16 protein-coding genes are annotated in these 19,979 nt (G+C 52.9%); 9 read left to right on the forward strand and 7 right to left on the reverse strand.

The annotated features are described in order from the left end of the window. Positions 1–78 precede the first annotated feature (78 nt). Positions 79–1,227, reverse strand: coding sequence for a PQQ-dependent sugar dehydrogenase (locus IPN28_04545; GenBank protein ID QQS58096.1), 1,149 nt, complete (start codon positions 1,225–1,227; stop codon positions 79–81). A 152-nt stretch (positions 1,228–1,379) separates the two neighbouring features. On the opposite strand from IPN28_04545, the gene IPN28_04550 reads away from it, so the two are divergent. Then, entirely contained in the window at positions 1,380–7,283 is a 5,904-nt protein-coding gene (locus IPN28_04550; protein QQS58097.1) for a tetratricopeptide repeat protein, read from the forward strand. 9 nt (positions 7,284–7,292) lie between these two features. Here the strand turns inward: IPN28_04550 and IPN28_04555 are convergent, their stop codons facing one another. After that, the gene (locus tag IPN28_04555) at positions 7,293–7,622 is read right to left on the reverse strand and encodes a hypothetical protein (GenBank protein QQS58098.1); all 330 of its coding nucleotides are present in this window, start codon (positions 7,620–7,622) and stop codon (positions 7,293–7,295) included. 152 nt (positions 7,623–7,774) lie between these two features. Here IPN28_04555 and IPN28_04560 point away from each other — a divergent pair, with 152 nt between their 5' ends. Beyond that, a complete protein-coding gene (locus tag IPN28_04560) occupies positions 7,775–8,218 on the forward strand; it encodes a DUF3806 domain-containing protein (GenBank protein QQS58531.1) in 444 nt (147 codons plus the stop codon). 55 nt (positions 8,219–8,273) lie between these two features. Here the strand turns inward: IPN28_04560 and IPN28_04565 are convergent, their stop codons facing one another. Further along, entirely contained in the window at positions 8,274–9,863 is a 1,590-nt protein-coding gene (locus IPN28_04565) for a hypothetical protein (protein QQS58099.1), read from the reverse strand. A 301-nt stretch (positions 9,864–10,164) separates the two neighbouring features. Between IPN28_04565 and IPN28_04570 the strand changes: the two genes are divergently transcribed. The 4 genes from IPN28_04570 to IPN28_04585 are packed head-to-tail and all read left to right on the forward strand — an operon-like array spanning position 10,165 to position 15,366. Then, positions 10,165–11,499, forward strand: coding sequence for a YihY family inner membrane protein (locus IPN28_04570; protein ID QQS58100.1), 1,335 nt, complete (start codon positions 10,165–10,167; stop codon positions 11,497–11,499). Positions 11,500–11,556: 57 nt separating this feature from the next. After that, positions 11,557–13,026 (forward strand): hypothetical protein, encoded by a 1,470-nt coding sequence (locus IPN28_04575; GenBank protein QQS58101.1) that lies wholly within the window; start codon positions 11,557–11,559, stop codon positions 13,024–13,026. Continuing rightward, entirely contained in the window at positions 13,023–14,093 is a 1,071-nt protein-coding gene (locus IPN28_04580; GenBank protein ID QQS58102.1) for a hypothetical protein, read from the forward strand. The genes IPN28_04575 and IPN28_04580 overlap by 4 nt, the downstream gene beginning before the upstream one ends. Positions 14,094–14,148: 55 nt before the next feature. Continuing rightward, positions 14,149–15,366 (forward strand): NADP-dependent isocitrate dehydrogenase, encoded by a 1,218-nt coding sequence (locus IPN28_04585; protein ID QQS58103.1) that lies wholly within the window; start codon positions 14,149–14,151, stop codon positions 15,364–15,366. On the opposite strand, the gene IPN28_04590 is transcribed toward IPN28_04585, so the two are convergent. After that, complete coding sequence (locus tag IPN28_04590) at positions 15,363–16,097, reverse strand: hypothetical protein (protein ID QQS58104.1); 735 nt, start codon at positions 16,095–16,097, stop codon at positions 15,363–15,365. The genes IPN28_04585 and IPN28_04590 overlap by 4 nt on opposite strands. Between IPN28_04590 and IPN28_04595 the strand changes: the two genes are divergently transcribed. Together IPN28_04595 and IPN28_04600 are read left to right on the forward strand one after the other, a co-directional pair. Next, positions 16,096–16,239, forward strand: coding sequence for a hypothetical protein (locus IPN28_04595; GenBank protein ID QQS58105.1), 144 nt, complete (start codon positions 16,096–16,098; stop codon positions 16,237–16,239). The two genes, IPN28_04590 and IPN28_04595, sit on opposite strands and share 2 nt — an antisense overlap. Before the next feature lie 137 nt (positions 16,240–16,376). Then, positions 16,377–16,853 (forward strand): hypothetical protein, encoded by a 477-nt coding sequence (locus IPN28_04600; GenBank protein ID QQS58106.1) that lies wholly within the window; start codon positions 16,377–16,379, stop codon positions 16,851–16,853. A gap of 223 nt (positions 16,854–17,076) precedes the next feature. Here the strand turns inward: IPN28_04600 and IPN28_04605 are convergent, their stop codons facing one another. From IPN28_04605 to IPN28_04615, 3 genes are all read right to left on the reverse strand, one after another. Next, a complete protein-coding gene (locus IPN28_04605; GenBank protein ID QQS58107.1) occupies positions 17,077–18,216 on the reverse strand; it encodes an FIST C-terminal domain-containing protein in 1,140 nt (379 codons plus the stop codon). Then, positions 18,213–18,479 carry a hypothetical protein gene (locus IPN28_04610; GenBank protein ID QQS58108.1) on the reverse strand — a complete coding sequence of 89 codons (267 nt, stop codon included), beginning with the start codon at positions 18,477–18,479 and terminating at the stop codon, positions 18,213–18,215. Before IPN28_04610 ends, IPN28_04605 begins: the two co-directional genes overlap by 4 nt. Before the next feature lie 286 nt (positions 18,480–18,765). Further along, positions 18,766–19,164, reverse strand: coding sequence for a response regulator (locus tag IPN28_04615; protein ID QQS58109.1), 399 nt, complete (start codon positions 19,162–19,164; stop codon positions 18,766–18,768). 253 nt (positions 19,165–19,417) lie between these two features. Here IPN28_04615 and IPN28_04620 point away from each other — a divergent pair, with 253 nt between their 5' ends. Beyond that, complete coding sequence (locus tag IPN28_04620; GenBank protein QQS58110.1) at positions 19,418–19,978, forward strand: hypothetical protein; 561 nt, start codon at positions 19,418–19,420, stop codon at positions 19,976–19,978. Position 19,979: the final 1 nt, after the last annotated feature.

Here is a 19,979-nt window from a genome sequence, read left to right on the forward strand (position 1 = left end):
CCCGCTCCACACCTGTATTATAGCAAAATATACTCTGCGTTGCAAAGTATATGTGTTGTCGATAAAACGATAAAGAAATCAGAACGGTTCCAGACGAAGCAACTCACCGTTCTCCTCATCCGTCAAAAGATAAAGAGTCCCATCCGGCCCGTTGCGGACATCGCGGATGCGCTGCCCGAAATCCTTAAGTAGGATTTCTCGAGCCACCACTTTGTTATCCCTGATCTCCATTCGGTCAAGCTGCCGGAAGGACAGGGCACCGACAAACAGATTGCCCTTCCAGGCCGGAAAAACATCCCCCGTATAAAACGCCATGCCGCTGGGCGCGATGGAGGGGGTCCACTGCCAGATCGGGTCTTCCATGCCCTCCAGATGCGTATGTTCGGAAATCTTTGTGCCGATCACGTAATTGCGTCCGAACGTGACTTCCGGCCAACCATAATTTCTGCCGGCTTTAAGAATATTGATCTCATCACCCCCTTGCGGTCCATGTTCAATCTCCCACACTTCGCCTGTATAGGGGTTAAGCGTAAGTCCCTGCGGGTTGCGGTGACCCGTGCTGAAAATTTCAGGCAACACGTCCTTTGAAGCAACGAAAGGATTATCCGCGGGAAGGCTGCCGTCCGGATTGATCCGAACGACCTTCCCCTGATGACGTTGAGGGTTCTGCGCCTGATCCTTGTCGCCCCGCTCCCCGGCCGTGATATAAAGCGTCCCGTCGGGGGCCAGAGCCATCCGGCTGCCGAAATGAATGTCGCTCTCCACTTTCGGGCTTTGCCGGAAAATGACTTCAAGATCATCCAGACGATGCTGCGAATGATAAAGCTTGGCCCGCGCCACCTCGGTTCCCGCAACATCAGGATTCTTCGGGTCAGGTCCGGCATACGTAAGATAAATCCAGCCGCCTTCTTCAAAATCCGGCGGAACCAGAACATCCAGCAGCCCGCCTTGTCCCTCGGCATAAACGGTCGGAACATTCTTGATCTCGGTCCGACGCCCGTCCTTTGAGATATGCCAGAGGCTCCCGCGCCGCTCGGTGACCAGATATCCGTGTTCCCCCGGAAGAAAAGCCAAGGCCCAGGGGTGATGCAGGTTCCCCGCAACCGTCACGAGCTTGAAATCCGCCTTTTCCGAATGAAAAGAGCGCACCGGAGGCTTATGCGTGGCAAACACATACCCCCCTGCCAGCAGCAGGGTGATGATCAGGGCCGTAAAAAATCGCTTCATAAGAAAGCAGGATAAACAAAGGTGATAAGAAAGAAAAGCTCTTGCCGCTTGACTCAACTCCCGCCACCGAACAAGATCAAAAAATCTTCCAAGGAATCTTTTTTAACGGTCGTCTAACCGACAGATCATATTATTGAAATGGATTTAAGCCCATGAAACACAGCCCGATTTTCGTCTTTTTTGCCTTGCTGCTGATGCTGGGTCAGGCTTACGCCTATACGGAAAACGATATGGAGGACGGGCGCAAATATTACGACGAAAAATCCTGGCAGCTGGCCTTGGAGCAGTTTGGCAAGCTTCTGGAACAAAAAACCGAGCGTGAAGACCTGAGCCGTGAAGTGTTGTTCAAATGGTCGGATTGCATTTTGAGACTGAACGATCAGGCGCAGGCGCTTAAGGCCACGCAAAACCTCCAGACGATCATCACGGGCAAGGAACAGGACCGCTGGTGGGCGGAAAGCAACGTCGCGCTGGCCATCTATTTCATCCAGATCGACCCCTACGGCAAGCAGCAGGACGTCCGTCTGGCGCTGGATAGCGCCCGTAACTGGTGGGCGGGCTCCACAGACTTGGACCTCGCCCGTGCCAAATTTCTGGAAATCAGCTTCCAACTGGCCGATTTTATCACCACCCGTTGGGGATGGTATTATACGGAAATTCAGCCAATCCGCCTCGGCGAAGCGCAAAAAATGATCGCCCCGCCGACGCCCAACCCCCAGCCGAGCAATATCGGCCTTCAGGTTCTCTATGAAGAAATCCTGAAAGTCGCCCAAACTGATGATGACAAGGCCCGCGCCCATTATGGCCTGGCCATGGCCAGTATGTCCAATTACACCGGCGACCAGAAGCTGCACGATAAGGCCGCCGAGGAATTTAACATCGTCATCAAGGATTTCCCAAAAAGCGAATGGGCCGACGACGCTTTCTATCAACTCGGAATGTCCTATGAAAACCGGCAGGATTTCGTCAAGGCAGTGGAGATATATAACCTCTTCATCAGTACGTTCAAACCCGGTGAATCGCAATGGCTGGACGAAATAAAACGCCGCGTCGAATACATCACCCAGCCGCAACTGAACATCAGCACGGGCCAGACCTTCGTTCCGGGCAGTCAGGTCAATCTCAACCTCAACTGGCGCAATATCAAGGATGTGGAATTCACCCTTTATAATCTGGACATGACGCAGGCCATGAGCCTGTCCAACTTCCCCAACGGCATCAACAGCTATTATGACGTGGTGCAGCGCTTCCGGGATAATAAGGGCTTGATGGCCAACCTGCCCGTTGCGCTGCAATGGAAGCTCAACATGAACGACGAGGGCAAACATATCTATCATGGTGAGAGTCGGAGTCTGGCCAAATGGCGCGTTTCCGAACCCGGCGGTGCGTTCAAGCCGGAAGACGGAATCCTCCCCGTCGGCGCCTATATCTTGGTCGTTAGATCGGGTGCGACCGAAGCGCTGGATTTAATCCTCGTCAGTGAATCCGCCCTGCTGAGCAAGATTACGAAAGACAAAGCGCTGCTCTGGGCCGTGAACGCGAAAACAGGCCAACCCTTACCGGATGTCGTGATCAAATATGTCTACTCCTACTATGACGTTCAGGGCCACACCTACTGGAAGGAGGGCGAGGGAGTCACCGATTCCCAAGGCCTCCTGACCGCCGATCTGGTCTACCCGCAGGGTGGGCAGGCCTACCAGCGCCAGCACAACGTCTTCGCCGTCGTCTCCGACAAGACAACCGGGCAGGCCTTCGTCCAGAACAACTACTATTACAACGAATACAACAACAAAGGGGAGTGGTGGTTCTACGCTTTCACCGACCGCCCCGCCTACCGCCCCAATGAAACCGTGTCCTTCAAGGGCATCCTTCGGCGTCCCCACGAGGGTGGATTCCAGATTCACGCGGGCAAGCGCGTGAAGGTGCAGATCATGAATCCGCAGGGCCAACAAGTGAAGGAGGAAATCTTTACCCTCAACGAATACGGCGCTTTTTCAGGCGAACTAACTCTGGATGAAAAAGCCGTGCTGGGCCAGTACTCCGTCAACCTGATGGCCGAAGACAACAGTATGTACATGGGCGCTGCCCAGATCTTCCGGCTGGAGGAGTACAAGCTTCCTGAATTCACCGTCACCGTCACGCCCAAGGAAAAAGAAGTCAAGGAAGGCGAAATCAATGCCTACCGCCTCGGCGATACGCTTGAGGTCGAAGTGGATTCCCAATACTACTTCGGCGGCGCGGTCGCCGAAGCCGACGTGGAATATCTTGTCTACCAGCAGCCCTATTACCAGTATTACTGGCCCGTCCGTCCCTACCCCTGGTACTACGAAGATATCTATCCGCGCCAGCAGAATTACGGCTATTACGGCAACTTGATGGAGCAGAAAAAGATCAAGACCGACAAGGACGGCAAGGCGCATTTCACCATCGAGACGCCGAAGGACTCCCCCAACGACCTGCAATACCATGTCGAGGTCCGCGTGGTGGACAAAAGCCGCCGTGAGATTATAGGCTCCAGCGATATCAAGGTCACCAAAAACGCCTTCTTCGCCTTCCTCGAACCCAAGGAAAGTCTTTACCGCCCCGGCGACAAGGCCAAAGTCACGATCCGCACCATGACCGCCAACGAACTCCCGGTCGGCGTCGAGGGTAAGGTCACGGTCCTCCGCAACTGGTGGCGCGATCCTGTGATTCAGGATAGCCGGATGATCAAGCCCGCAGGGTATGACGGCACCGAACTGTTCACGAAATTCGTGAAGACGAATGAAAAGGGCGAGGCTGAATTCGAATTCGAACCCAACGAAAACGGTTATTATGAAATCCGCTTCACCGGCTTCGACAACGGGAACGAAGTTATAGGCCGGACATATATCTTCGTCTGCGAACCCTCTGCCATCAATATAGGGTATCAATACAGCGGCCTTCAGATCATCACCGAAAAAGACACCTACAAACCCGGTGAAACCGCACAGGCGATGATCGTGACCGACCGTCCCGGCCTCTGGGTGATGTTCTCACAGGAAAGTGACGAGCTTTACAATTATCAACTGATCGAGATGAAAGGCACGGTCAAGTTGATCGAAATCCCGATCACCGATAAATTCACGCCCAACATTTTCCTGAATGCCGAGTCGGTCGATATGTTCCAGATCAAGCAGAACGCGGTCCAGATCATCGTCCCGCCCGACGACAAACTTCTGAACGTCAAGGTCACCTCCGACAAGGTCGTCTACCAGCCGCAGGAGGAGGGCACCTACGAGATCGAAGTCACCGACGGCAACGGTAAGCCCGTCAGCGGCGAAATCGCCCTCGGCATCACCGATGCCTCGGTCTATTACATCCAGAGCGAACTCGCCGAAGACATCCGCAAATTTTTCTACGGCGCGAAGAAGTACGACTCCATCCAGACCTACGCCAGCTTCTACCAATACGCCTTCGTCAATTACGCGCTGGATGAAAACGGCAATATCATCCTGCAATCGCAGCTCGATGACCTCAAGAAACAAAAATCTGATGGGGGCGAACAGGAATTGCTCAGGCAGGATGAAAGCCAGGTAGGAGGCATGAGAAGGCTGAAAGAGGGCGTTGCCACCAATGGTTTCGGTGGCGGGGCGATGGGAGATATGGCTTATAATATGGCTTCTCCGGCCCCTGCGGCCGCGCCTATGGAATCCGGAGCCTCCATGATGAGCATGGAGGCCGACGCCGTCGCGCCGATGCGGGAAGAGAAAATGATGGCCAAAAGCGCCGTGATGGCCGACAAGAACTCTGCGGCAATCCCCGGCCAGGCCGGGCCAGAGCCGCAGCTCCGCACCGATTTCCGCTCCACGGTCATCTGGCTGCCCTCGGTGGTGACTGACGCCAACGGCAAGGCGACCGTCAAAGCTAAATTCCCCGACTCCCTGACCACATGGCGCATGACCGCCCGTGCAATCACCACGGAAACCGCCGTAGGTACGGTTACACATGACGTGAAATCCAACAAGGAACTGATGGTCCGCCTGCAGGCTCCGCGCTTCTTCACCGAACGCGACCTCGTGGACGTTTCCGCCCTGATCGACAATATGAGCGGTGAGGAAATCACCGTGACGCCGGAGATTAAAGTTGAAGGCTTGGACGTGACGGGCCTCTTCCAGAACGGCCAGTTCGTCAAGGGCGAGCAGGGGCCGGTCAAGGTTCCCGCCAACGGCCAGACCCGCGTGGATTGGGCGGTCTTCGCCAAGGACGCCGGAACCGCGAAAATCACAGTCACCGCACGCGGCCAGAAAAATGCCGATGCCATGGAAAAAACCTTCCCGGTCATCCCGCACGGCATCGAGAAATTCATCGCCCAGGCCGCGATCCTGAAATCCGAATACGGCAAGCAGGAACGCGAACTGAAAATCTCGATCCCCAAGGAGCGCATCAAGGAAAGCACGTCCCTGCAGATCACAATCTCCCCCTCGATGGCCGCGAACCTGCTCGATGCGCTGCCCTATCTGGCGGATTACCCCTATGGCTGCGTAGAGCAGACCATGAGCCGCTTCCTGCCCGCGATCATCGTCCGCAAGACTATGCGCGATCTCGGCATCGCGGATCAGGATATCGCCGCCTACCTCAGCGATGTTCTGGAACCCCGCAACGATCCCGCAGGCCACCCTGAAAAGCGCACCGACGCCACCTATAAGAAGCTCGATGACATGGTCGATCAAGGCCTCAAGCGCCTCTACGACTTCCAGCATTCCGACGGCGGCTGGGGCTGGTGGAAAGAGGGTGACAGCGACCGCTACATGACCGCTTACGTCCTCTGGGGCTTAAGCCTCACGCAGCAGTCAGGCGTAAACGTGCGCCCCGACATCATCGAAAACGCTAAACGCTTCCTGCAGGTGCAACTGGTGCAGGAGGAAAGCAACCCCGATATGCTGGCCTGGATGCTCTTCGCCCTCGCCGAGTCCGGCTCGAAAAGCGAGTTCGAGGACAAGCAGCGCGAGCGCCTTTGGGAGATGCGCGACAAGCTTAACCCCTACACCCGTGCGCTCCACGCCCTCGGCGAACATAAACGCGGCAACGGGGAGGGAACCAAAATCCTCGCCCAGAACCTCATCAACGGCGTTCTGGAGGATAAAGACAGCGGCACAGCCCATTGGGGTGAATCCGGAATCTACTACCGCTGGAGCGAGGGCGGCGTGGAAGGCACGGCCTTCGTCATCAAGGCGCTCTCCAACATCGACCCGACCAGCGCCTATCTGGAGCCTGCCGTGAAATGGATGAGCCTGAACCGCCGCGGAGCAAGCTGGAAAAACACCCGCGACACCGCCATGGCCATCCTCGGCCTCGCCGACTATCTGAAGGCCTCAAAGGAACTGGCGCCGAACTATAATTATCAGGTGATCGTCAACGGCAAAATGGTGCGCGAGGGCAAAGTGGACGAAACCAACATCTTCAGCTTCAACCGCATCATCGACATTCCGGCCGATGCGCTGAAGGACGGCGAAAACACGGTGAAGATCGTGATGGACGGCAAGGGTGCGCTCTACGCCTCCGCCTACACGAAATACTTCACGCTGGAGGAGCCGATCACCAAGGCCGGCAACGAAATCTTCGTCACCCGCAAATACTTCATCCAGTCCGTCAAGGAAACCCTGATGAAGGGCTTGGCGCAGGATTGGAAACCGCTGAACGACGGCGATACCGTCAACAGCGGCGACCGCATCCGCGTGGATATCGAATTGGAGGCCAAAAATCACTACGAATATCTGGTCAGCGAGGACTACAAACCCGCGGGCCTAGAGGCCGTGCAACTGCAAAGCGGCCCCGGCTGGTTCACGGGGATAGACGCGCAAGGTCACGAAACCGGCGGCCAGAGCTATCTCTATCAGGAATTCCGGGATCAGAAGGCCGCCTTCTTCATCGACAAGCTCAAGCAAGGCAAGCACAAGATCAGCTACGAACTCCGCGCCGAAGTGCCCGGAACCTTCCACGCCATGCCCAACCAGACCCACGCCATGTACGTGCCCGAAATCCGCACGAACTCCGACGAAATGCGCGTAACCGTGGGGGAAAGGGTGGAGGAATAAACCTAATAGCTATGTTTCATTAAAAACGTCATCAAGAACCCCGTACACATACTCATGCAAAAACGAGGTGCTACCGTGGTGAATGAGCGTATCCTGACCATCAAAAAAAGTTAGATAAGGTATTATTTCTTTGCCATCAATTTTTATCGTGGCTGAGTTATCAATCAAACTTGCTATTCCAAAGCAGATTTTTCCTGTCAGCTTTTTTATTTCTTGAGCATCAACATTTGGCAATTCAGCATTCTCAATCGCCCATTTTACCTTTTGAATGATCTCATCAATTAGAATAAGCTGTTTATTATCAAAATCGCCGGTGTCTATCCTGGTTTTTAAATCCATGTGTTTCTCCAACAAAAAAAGGCGGCCTCTCAGCCGCCATTATTGTGCCTAAGGATAAAAAAATCTATGTTATTCTTATGAGGCTGTTCTACGCGCTTGCTTTTATATTCGCATTTGCACCCATTCAAATATTTTCAGAACAGGGATTTTGTATGCATCAGACATTCTCTGAATTAACGGATGACGATAAAAACAGGCTGGAAGAGCAGCGGAAAATTATCACGAAATATTTAGACGAAAATAGCGTTGAGAAATTTAAGACACCAGCAGGTAAATTAGGGACTCTCAGGGCGCTTTTGACCGCAAAAGTCTTCAAACCTGAACAAACATACGAATTACAATCCATGGGAATCGTACTCGGGGACGTTTTCGTTCAGGACAAGGGGTTCCACTGGATCATGGTTGAGGATGAATATGGGCGTGATCCCGCAATCAAATTTGAAGACACAAGCATTATAGCTTTTCCTCTAACGATGATTTCAAAGCGTATCGAGCGCGGAGAGGAAGTTGATGTGTTTGATCTTTACAACGGAGTAGCGGATACTCTTATAGAGCTAATTGAAGAAGAAAAGACGGACAGTATCAATAAAAAATAAAAAAGGCGGCCTCTCAGCCGCCTTCACTCTAACCTTTTCCGCGCAATAAAACCACTTACACGCTGGCCAGGGCTTTCTTTTTGCCGCGCAGGGCCGGGTCGTTCGCCGCGCCGCGCCCCTTCATGATCCGGTCGAACAAATCGGTGCCGAAGCTTGAAAGCACAACGTTGAGCAGGCCAGAGAATTTCTCGTGATCCCCGCGCCGCGCATCGTAAATGATCCGGTCTTCATAGCCCGAAATCCACAGCGCCTCCGGGTTGCTCTTGGCGATAATCAGATCGCCTTGCGACTCCGCCTCGTGCGGCGAGCGGTAGCATTTAAAGATCGTAATGCCCTCACCCAGCAGGGCCATGAGCATGAAACGCATCTTCTCAGGCAGCAAATCCATGCCGTTTTCCAGCAAATCCAGCCCCTTGATCACACTCACAACTTCCATCTTGCCCCACTCGGTGGACATGACAAAGCGCGAACGTCCGCCATCGGCGATGCCCTTCATGGCATCGTTGTGGATTTTCCATGCCGTTTCAACGGGTAGGGAGAACGCCTTGTGCCCCTCGATATCCCGCCCCTGAAACAGATATTTGGGCGAAATATTCATCCGGCGCATTTCCTCATGCAGGATGCGGATCGCCTCGGCATCGTCATTGACGTGCCAGATGATCGGGGTCTGCGTATGGATGCTCACGAACCCAAGCTGCAGAAGCATCTCAACGGGGCGCAGCGAAGCATCCATCCACTTGTAACCGATCCCGTCCGCATTCGGGATGTAGTTCCCCTCCGCATCGCGCTCCAGAAACTCGTCCGGGTGCGTATAGTGCGAAACGATATTGATATGCAGGCTCGGATAATTGGAATGGAGAATCCGCAGAGTCTCGATAAACGCCTCATCCACGCGCTCGGGCCGGAACGCCAGCTCCTTCGAGCCGATCCGCAATGTATTGACCCCCGCCTGCGCTGCCGCAACGGCAAACTTGTAAAGTGTGATATTGGGCAGGACCAGAGGATCGCCCCCGGACAGCAGAATTTCACGCACCGGATAGCGCCGCCCGCCTGTCTGCGGGTCGATGCCCTTATGATCCTTTACCCACTTATTGTAATTCCGCACGTAATCGCGCAGCTCTTCGGGCGTAATGCTGGTCTTGCCCGTGTCCTTGTTGAACAGATCAAGACGATAGCAGTAACGGCAATGTGCCGAGCAGGTGGGGGAGGCATAGCCCAGAACGATCTCGTCATACTTATGTAAAAGCTTACCGGCCAGACTGTTATTTTTAGCCGTATAGCGCATCTGGTTGGAGGGGTCTTTTGCCCCGTCCATGCTCAAAGTTTCTTCAAGACGCGGCAGGATCAGTGCGGCCACGGCCTTGCTCGGTGGCATTTTGGGAACCAGAACCGTGCCGTCCTCGGCGCAAAACTCATCGCCCATGGCCAGAGCCTGATAATGAGGGTTGGTGCCGAACATCATGCGCTGATCGACGCCTTTCTCCTGCATAAGCTTGTATTTTTCTTCGCCGTAGATATTCAGCAGCAGCCCGGAGACGCGCTGGTGGTCGAAGCGTCCGCGCAACGGCGCGACGTGCTTCAGGTTGGATTTGGGAATATCGATATCGATCTCGATTTTATCTGAATTTTCAATAGGCATGGTCATAACCCTGGCGCTCCCGCATTCATAAAAAGATAGTCGAAAAATGTATGGCTAAAATCTTAAAGCACCCCGCTTTTATGGATATAGGGCAAAAAAGTCAAGAAAATTTTTGCAAAACTACATTATAACTTATTGATATTGCAGCACAATATATGCACTGCAGCATTGCAGGCGCAGCATTAAAGATATGCAACAAACGCATAATAGAATCGTGTATTACTGGCGAAGACAATGAAATTGAAGTCATATTTTGTTTATGACACAATGCGCCTGTCGAAGTTTCTCAGCACGAAAAGGAAAGAGTGTGGAAGGAAAGGAAAGCCGCGCCGCTGTTAGGGACATGGCCGGGAGCCTCAAACATACACTGTTCTACGCCGACCTCCGCCAGATGCCTTGGTGGAAGGCCTTTTTCGTGCATTCCTTCAGGATATTTTTCGCGGTTTCAAAGGATATTTACGACGACCGCATCACCCTGCGCGCCACCAGCCTCGTCTACACGACCCTGCTCTCAATCGTCCCGACTTTTGCGATTGTCTTCTCGGTTCTGAAATCCTTTGAATACCACAATAAATTGAAGGAGAGCCTGCAGAACTTTCTCAGCCCGATGGGCGACCGGGGCATTGAGATTACAAATTACATCATGGCGCTGGTCGAGCGCGTGGACCCGAGCGTATTGGGGTCTGTGGGTTTGGTATTCCTGATTTACGCGATCATCTCGATGGTCAGCAAGGTGGAGGCCTCGATTAACGAAATCTGGGGCGTAGAGGTCCATCGTCCACTTGTCCGCCGCTTCAGCGATTATCTCAGCGCTGTCGTTCTTGGCCCGGTGCTGATCCTGATTATTCTGGGGATTATGGCCAATTTTTTCGCCGGCGCCGCATCGCAGTTTTTCCCCGTAATCGCCGGAATAAAACCCTACGTGGACATGGCCTTGCCCAACGCGTTGATCACGATGGTTTTCCTGTTTCTCTACAAGGCGCTGCCCAACGACCGTGTTTCCCTGATCTCCGCGCTCATTGGCGCGGTCTGTGCCTGCCTCCTCTGGCAGGTTAGCAGTTGGGCGTTTGCGCATTTCGTGGCCTCCTCATCCCGTCTGGCCGAACTCTATTCTGTCTTTGCCACGATCATCATTTTCTTCATCTGGCTCAATTTTGCCTGGCTGATTATCCTGATCGGCGCAAGCATTGCCTTTTACCACCAGTACCCGCTCGAAACCGTCTCCCGCAATTTTATGCGGACGCCCGCAGCCATGGATTTGCGGCGCGTATCGGTTGAAACAGCGTTGCTGATCGCGCAGGCGCACCAGCGCGGATACACACCTTGGACGGCCGAAGGTCTGGCGCGCCGTCTTCATGTGCCGAAAAAACTCATTGACCATCTGTTAAGCGCCATGGAAAAGGCAAAGCTGGTGTACGCCATCGACAGCCGGCCGCCGGGTTTTATTTTTTCAAGGCCCATAAACCAGATCAGCATACGTCATCTGATGGACGCTTCGCGTGTAACCGATGCGCCTTTCCTCAAGCGCGACCCGGTGACAGGTCTGGATGAGTTAATGGAGCGTCTGGACGACGCCAAGGAAAAAATTCTGCGCGAAATGACCTTGGACGATCTCATGGAAGAGCATAAAAAAGCGCAATAAAGACCGAATTTAGTAAAATCTCTGGTTTTTGCCGTAAAGTCTTATTAAATTGTCAGGATGAATAAAGAGACCGGCACAATACGCACGGCGACTCACAAGACGGGCCAGTGGGAAGCGTGGCAGGACGACAAGCTGGAGCGTTTTCGTCTGGCAGCCTACCTCAATACGGTCATAGCAACAATTAGCCAGCCCTTTGTCATCAATATCAGCGCCCCCTACGGCACAGGCAAAACATTCTTTCTGAAAAACTGGCACAGGCAGTTGAAGGATGAAGCCTATCGTGTGGTCTATCTCAACGCATCGGAGACGGAAATCTCGGGCGACCCTGTCGTCGCATTGGTCAGCGCCATCCGTGAACAGGTTATTGCCGGAGGGCCGGAGGTTCAGGGCAAAGCCTTCGAATATCTTCTCGAAGTGGCCTCGCCCTACATTCTTCGCCGGAAGCAAAGCGAGGGAAAGGACCAGAGGCAGTATTCCGGGGAAAATATTGAACACCTTCACGGTCATATCCCCGAAGCGAAGGAGCGTCTGGCACGCCACGAAAGGGTTATGGACTCGATGCGGGATTTCCGCTCCGGCCTTGCTCATTACTTCAGTCAGGTCGCGGCAATAGAGCCGGACCCAAGGCGCCGCAAGCTGATTCTACTGATCGACGAACTTGACCGCTGCCGCCCGGCCTATCTTCTCGAGCTTCTGGAAACCCTGCGTCACTTGTTTCTTGTCCCCGGCGTGGTCGCTGTTTTGGCCGCCGATCAGCAGCATCTCAGACAGGCTGTATCCGGCGTCTATGGAGGAGAAGCAGGAGGGGAAGGGTATCTTCGTAAGTTTATCGATTGGGAACTGGTCTTACCCGATCCGTCTTACCGCACCTTCGCGCGTCACCTTTATGAGACCTTCAGAATCGCCGACGCAGGTATATTCATCTCAGGCCGAGATCCCTTCCGGGGCGAGGACCACTTGATCGAGGGGTTCGCTTTCTTCGCCGATCTCTGCAATCTGACCCTGCGCCAGCAGCACCATTGTTTTACGAACATCAACATCGCCGCCCGCGGCATGGGCAAGGACAGCCAACCCTTCGGGTTCCTGCTGGGGGCTTTGACGGCCCTGAAAATGGCGTACGGGCAGGAAATCCGCAAATTTTGCTTCGGCTCCCGTCCGGCAACCGAACTGATTCGCGATTTTGAGTTGTCAGGAATGGAAAAAATCAGCGCCCATCTTCGCGTGGGCTGGCATGATTTCAAGCCGCGCTTTCACGCCTGGTTTGTAACCAGAGAGGAAGTCGAGATCATGCAGGCGGAAAAGGCCGACATTGAAAAACAATTCAAAGCCATGATCGAAAGCCGCGTGATGAACAGCCGTGAACTGCCCTTGAAAAATCGCTTGGCCTACATCGAGGCGGTCCTGAAAACTTACGACAGCTTGCACAAGGACGGCCCCTATAAAAATCTCGGCGTACCCGCGCAGATCGTCTACCGCGATCTCGAACGGGCTTCGTTCCTGAGAGAACCAAACGGGGAAGCGAAATGAAAAGCCCATCAATGGCAGAAATCCGGGAGGTGGAAGAATTCTGTCGCAGCTTCGTGGAAAGGGCCGAAGAGGAGTTCCCCCGCCTTCGCGTAATCACAGCAATCTATACAGGCGATACGTGGCAGGAGTGTAAAAGTTCTATCCTGTCGAAAATTAACCGGGATTATCCGGGAGCAACTTCTCAGTCGCTGGAAGAGGTGGGAAGCAAATCGGGGTCCATGGCGATTGTCCTCGACCCGGATTTTGGTGAGGAAAGACTGCGCGTTGCCGTGATGAGAATTAACCTCGACGATTGCCGCACGGGCTATTGGGGAGATCCGGTCACGGAAGCCAAATCGGTGGTGGCGCACGAAGGCGGACATATTGTAGGAAAACTGATCAGGGGGCAGCATAACAGCCTGTTTGAAGAAAACGCGGCGGACATTTTCGAAATGCTGCTCATGTCGTCAATGGGGTACGAAAATAACCATCAGGCCTTGCTGAAAATGAGAATTTTAAGCCGATCGGATCCGGGTAAATTGGGTGTATACGGCCGATACGGGTTTCCAGCCATATACGACGAGGCAGCAGAGCTATCCAAAAAATACTTTCATGAGCAGGGAAGCGGAGTGTCGCTCATGGATATTCTGCAGGAGTCTGACGAGTTCGTCGAACAGCGTGAAAAAACCCTGAATGCCTGGTTTGGTTTTATCGACGGCATATACGCTCTGTCTGGAGAAACGAAAAACCCGGAGGATATTCTGGGCGCGGCGGTCAAGGCCAATCACCCTCATGCCGCGATTATCAGTCAGGTTTCGGGCTTTAAACCGAATATGGATTTTGAGCCGGCCCACGCCCCCAACCCGTTTATCTCGCGGCGGGCGGCTTTGGATTACCCGTCATCCTTCAATCTCATGGCAAAGGAAAAAGTTGTGGACACGCCGCTAAACCATCACGCGGTAAGCCCGCCGGAGATCGAATGGCCCTCAGGCTACGCGCTTCTCTTGCCGGACGGCGGGACGGTCGGCACTTATGACCTCCACCCCCTGCCTCACGCGCCGCCGGACCATGAACCTCATTTTTCTTGAACGGGAATCGTGCTAGAACGGATCCCTGAACGTAAACGCTGAAAGGGATGAGGAAATGGCCAGGAAAATCAAGGTAACGACCCCGGTGGTGGAAATCGACGGCGACGAGATGACCCGCATCATCTGGGATTTCATCAAGAAAAGCCTGATCCTGCCGTATCTGGATATCGACCTCAAATATTACGATCTCTCGATCCAGAACCGCGACGCCACCGACGACAAGGTAACGATCGAGTCTGCGGAGGCGATCAAGAAATACGGCGTCGGCGTCAAATGCGCCACCATCACGCCCGACGAAGCGCGGGTCAAGGAATTCAACCTCAAGAAAATGTGGAAATCCCCCAACGGCACGATCCGCAATATTCTGGGTGGCACCATTTTCCGCGCACCCATCATCTGCTCAAACGTGCCGCGCTATGTCCCCGGCTGGGAAAAGCCCATCGTCATTGGCCGACACGCCTTCGGCGACCAGTACAAGGCCACCGACATGAAAATCCCCGGCCCCGGAGTTCTCAAGCTGGTCTACACCCCAAAGGGCGGAACCCCTCAGGAATGGGAAGTCTTCGATTTTCCATCCCCCGGCGTGGCGTTGGGGATGTATAATCTCGATGAGTCCATCGAGGGCTTCGCCCGCTCCAGTTTTAACTACGCGCTGCTCCGCAACGAGCCGCTCTATATGTCCACCAAGAACACAATCCTCAAGCAATATGACGGACGTTTCATCGAGATATTCCAGTCGATCTACGAGAAGGAATTCAAGGCCGAGTTCGAAAACCGCAAACTCTTCTACGAACACCGTCTGATCGACGACATGGTCGCGCAGGCCATAAAATCCAACGGCGGTTTTGTCTGGGCCTGTAAAAATTACGACGGCGACGTGCAGTCCGACATCGTGGCGCAGGGCTTTGGCTCTCTGGGCCTCATGACATCCGTTCTCCTAACCCCCGACGGCAAAACCGTAGAGGCTGAGGCCGCGCACGGCACCGTAACCCGCCATTACCGCCAGCATCAGCAGGGCAAGCCGACCTCGACCAACCCCATCGCCTCGATCTTCGCCTGGACCAGCGGCCTGAAATACCGCGGCAGCTTCGACAACAACCAGCCGCTGATCGACTTTGCGAACACGCTCGAGGATGTCTGCGTGAAAACCGTGGAGGCCGGATTCATGACGAAGGACTTGGCCGTCCTGATCAGCGAAAAGCAGAAATACCTGACGACACAGGAGTTCCTGAATAAACTGGTGGAGAATATGGAGCAGCGGAAGGCGGCCTAAGTGTCACCTAATAAGGCGGCTTGTTCCTTAAAAGGCAAATCAATCACAAACGTCGTGCCCTTTCCGGGATCAGAGGTGACAGAGACGCTGCCGCCAATCTTGCGGACCGTTTGGGTGACGGCGGAAAGCCCGATCCCGCGTCCGGAAATGACGGACACACCGCGCTTGGAGGAAAACCCCGGCATGAAGATGTTTTGAACGACGTCCTGGTCGCTTTGCCCCGCCGAATCCATACCCAGAGCCTTCATCCTCTGGCGGATTTTATCAGTATCGACCCCCGCGCCGTCATCCTTGAAAATAATCCTGAACCATGGCTCATCCATCACCGAAAACAGCTCCGCCCGGACCATAATTTGCCCTTCCGGGCTTTTTCCGGCGATCACGCGTTCTTCAGATCGTTCGATCCCGTGGTCGATGGCGTTACGGACCAGATGCACGAGCGATAAAAAAACATCGTCATAAACCCCTGTGGGCACCCGGAAATTATCGCCCTCCAGACGACTGGTTTTCATCGGCTTGCCCAAAGCCGCTGCGGTTTCCCGGATATGCTGATCCAGAGACCGCAAAAGATCGGAAATAGGCACAGTCAGGAATTGTTGGTAGTAGATTTGTTGCAGGGTTGCTGTTTCCGGGGCGCCGCAGAGCTCTCGGTAAAAATCCAACAATTCTTTGCGCCGTAAAGACACAGAGTCGGGATCGAGCATTTCTGCTTCTCCGAAAATCGATTGCATGAAAGCTTTGGCATCCTCGATGGCGGCAAAAATCTCAGGGACAACGCGCTCGATTGTCTCAAACGCGCTGCGAAGGGTGGTGTCCTGCTTGACGACGGAGGATTCCAGCCTCTGCATGATCTCAACAAAATCGTTCATGTAAAAACTGCCCGCCAGACCCTTCATCGTGTGCAAGTCACCCTTCAAATCCACCAGAGAGACTTGCTCATAAAAAAGCGGCGTTTCGGATAGGAAAAAATCTTCAATCTGTGCGATTAAACCCATGAAATCCTTGCGGTTTTGAATCAGGCGCAGAATTTTCTCTGTTTGTTGTTCCCTATCTTTCGCCAGCGCCTTGTAATGAGCCTCCTCGGTCACATCTTCGCCGATAAGCAGGATTCCATGCAAAGTACCGCTTTGCCCGAAAATGGGGCGGTAATTGAGCTTAATAAAAAGCCCTTTCGAATGGCGATAAGATTGAGGCGCAATACGGAAAAGATCTTCGATCGTCATGGCGGAGATATTTTTAAAAGCCAGGGACAGCAGCTTGTCGAAACTGCCCTTTTCCTCCTTCGTACACTTCAGGACGTCCCAGATAGATTGTCCCCCGGGTTCGGCTTCCAGCAAAGTCAGGCAGGAACGGGAGAACGTATCGGCGCATTGCCCGGATTTATTGAAAAAAAGCAGGGCCGGTCCAAGGCTTTCGAGCATCGCTTCCATAGAACGATTCAGCCGCTCCAGCTTGCGGTTCGCCTCGTTCAGTTCCTCCGAGCTTAGGTCAAGATTGCGGAGCGCCATCTTGTTTTTGTCTTCATATTGCTCGTAGGTCTGGGCAACAGCTTCAAAAAACCCGGGAAGACCGTCAAGAAAGGCGAGGCAGGCTTCATGCCCGCCCGAAGCGGCTTGCTCTCGCATCGCCGCAACCAGACTCAGTGGATCATCGGTTTTAAGATGACGTTCAAACTGCCGCTGGGTTTTGTTCCTGATTCTGGCCATCGGCTCATGGGGATTCGGAAAGCTGTGTGATGGTCATGGTCTGGTTATGCAGTTCCGCCGCTTTGGTAACGTCGGAAATGCAGATTTCCCCGTACGAGTAAAATCCGGCCATCCGTGTGCAGGGGCCAAGAACGTGCTGAACGGCTTCGACTTCTTCGATAACGTCGTCGGCCATGACAAGCTTGCGCCCCACGCAACTCACCAGAAGGGCGACGCTTGTGACATGACCCGGCTCGCCCAGATTGGCTTCCTCGGCGGCGTTTTCGGCGCCGACGATCAACTGGTCGACATCGGCGTGCATCAGGCGCACCAGCTTGCCCTCCGGCATATCGCCGGCAAGAATAAGGCTTTTGCTCTCATGGTTGACGTCAAGGATCGTGCGGATCAGACCCGTCTCGCTCTGGTCGTCCTCAAGAATGGAAAACGGATAAAGTAGGCCGCTATAGGGAAGCTGATCGGCTTTGTCTCCAAGATACTGTTTATAAAGATCCAGCGCAGGCTTATTGTCGAGTTCATAGAGGATATTACCATCGGACTTCGTGACCCGCCGTGCTGGCCCGAACGGCGCCCAGCCACCCTTGGATCCCGTGCCGATCTTGATATGCTTCCCATAAAAGCCGACAGCGACAAGGGAGTTCTCCGAAATTTCGCCGTTGAGAAGCGTATGGGTTTTCGAAAAGCTGGTTTTATCCCCGGCCAGTCCCCCGGAGATGCTCACCTTTGAACCCAGAACGCTGGAAAATCCTCTTGTAATGGCGCTGCCGTTGACATTCAGCCCGGGAGCAAGGATAAAAACGCCCGCAAGATCCTCACCGGCCAGACTTTGAGCAAGTGTGCGCGATTGTTCATAGCACGCATCCGCAGAGGCGATTTTAACGCCGGCCGCCTTGATCTTGGTTTTTTCAAAATTGACCGCCAGAAGGGAAATCGAGTCATCGGCCATTTTATCATCGGAAATCTCTCCCGCAGTGGAACAGCCAATGACAGTAATTCCCTTGAAACTCTCACAAATCGATTTGAGGATCGGGCTGTTGACCTTCTGCGAGGAGAAAAAAAGGCAGATAAAATTGGGCGAAATTGCGCGAATTTTTTCAAAAGTCGCCGGATCCATCCCCCCGGAAAAAAGTGTTGAATAAGCTTTCATGAATAGGCCTCATTAATTAAGACTTCTTTTTTAAAAAAAGTAATCATATCGACGGAAAAACGGTCTTTTTGTAGAATAAATTCAAGCTGAAGATGGTCGTCGCTTCCTTTTTCAAAGCGGGTTTTAAAGTCATGTTCAATTTTTGGAATACTCATCAGGAAGGAAAAGCCGTTCTCGTTCAGGTGCTTTTTTACTGCGTTGCATACGATGTTGGCGATTTCGCAAACCGCATCTTCAAAAGTCGTTTCGTGCTTCCCAATCACAGGACCATAAATTTTTTGCAGCAGGGGAGTAAGTAAAAGCCTTGGAAATCCGAAGCGCAGGAGAATTTTGAGTTGATCCTGTGAGAGAGAAACGCAACTGATAAGGTCGTCGTCGTTAAAGGAGGTCTACGACCGATCGGCCTTCTCGACACTGACCCCAAACATACTCTGAAAGATCATCGACACCTGACGCGTGATGACGTCAGGTAACTCCATTCTGACTTGAGGATTTAAAATAAAATGTTCCAAATTTGCATCCCCACAAGGCACAAAACTAAAAAATCTCTTATTCCCGCTGCTTCTTAAGCCACTCAATCACATTTTTGATTTTTTTCTCGAAATCTTCTTGCGAAAACGGTTTCACAAGATAGGAGGTCGCCCCGGCCTCCAGAGCCTCTATTAATCGTGAATCCTCGGATTCGGCTGTAACCATGACAATAGCTGTTTGATCGTTTTTCTTGTCGGCGCGCAGCGTCTTAAGCGCTTCAATTCCCGGGAGATCGGGCATACCCCAATCCAAAAGCACAAGATCATAATGGTTGTTCTGTATGAGTTTGAGAGCCTGACTGCCGCCGGAGGCCTGTTGCAGATTTTGCAGACCCATAGACTTGCAATAGTTCTCGACCATGCTTCGCATCAGCATATGATCGTCAACGATAAGAATTTTAAGGCTATCAGGGTTCATAATGAATAAAGGGTATTTGCCGTATTAATAAAATATTACTCTCTCAGAATAGAGTTAATTTACGACTAAAAAAACAGGTAAATCATAAATATCACCCTTCCAGTATAGCAACGGTGCTATCGAATACAAGGATGGGATAGTTTTTCCAGGGAACGGCTTCAAGATTGCCAAATATTAAGATTTATGTAACCTTTTCTTCTGAGAATGCATTGTTTTTATCAATCCTGCCTAATCCCAATCCCAAAAATAGTCCATGAGCCGTTCAGCTCAGATCAAAAAGTTAATTTTCTGTATTTTTCTCGGGCTTTTACTCATGCCCGTGACGTCATGGTCGCAGGAGTCCGATATTGGGCCGTCTGAGGCAAAGACGGTTCTGAATACGCTCAAATACATCCGCGGGCTTGAGCGTAAAAAAGGCGATGTGGTGATCGCTGTTCTCTATCAGGAAAATGACCGGGAATCCGAGGCTTATGCGCGCCAGGGCGCAGAGCAGATCGAAGACCAGAAAGTTATCCTCAAGAAGATGAAGGTCAGGGCTGAAACGGCCACCCTTGAAAAACTCAACAAGGGGATAATGCCGGATATTCTTCTAATACCGCCAAATTTCTCAACCGCTTACCCGAAAATCAGGGTGTTATCGAAGGAAAACAAACTTCTTACCCTGAGTTTGGGGGCCGATTGCGCCAGACAGGAAGCCTGCGCGATCAGCATAGAAACCAGCGGAGGTGTGGATATTTATCTCAACGAAAAAGTTTTATCGGCCTGCGGCTACGACGTGGACGCGGCCTTCAGGTATATGGCGATCAGGCTATGAG

The sequence above is a fragment of the Alphaproteobacteria bacterium genome, assembly GCA_016699735.1.
Taxonomy (GTDB): domain Bacteria; phylum Pseudomonadota; class Alphaproteobacteria; order Micavibrionales; family Micavibrionaceae; genus JAGNKE01.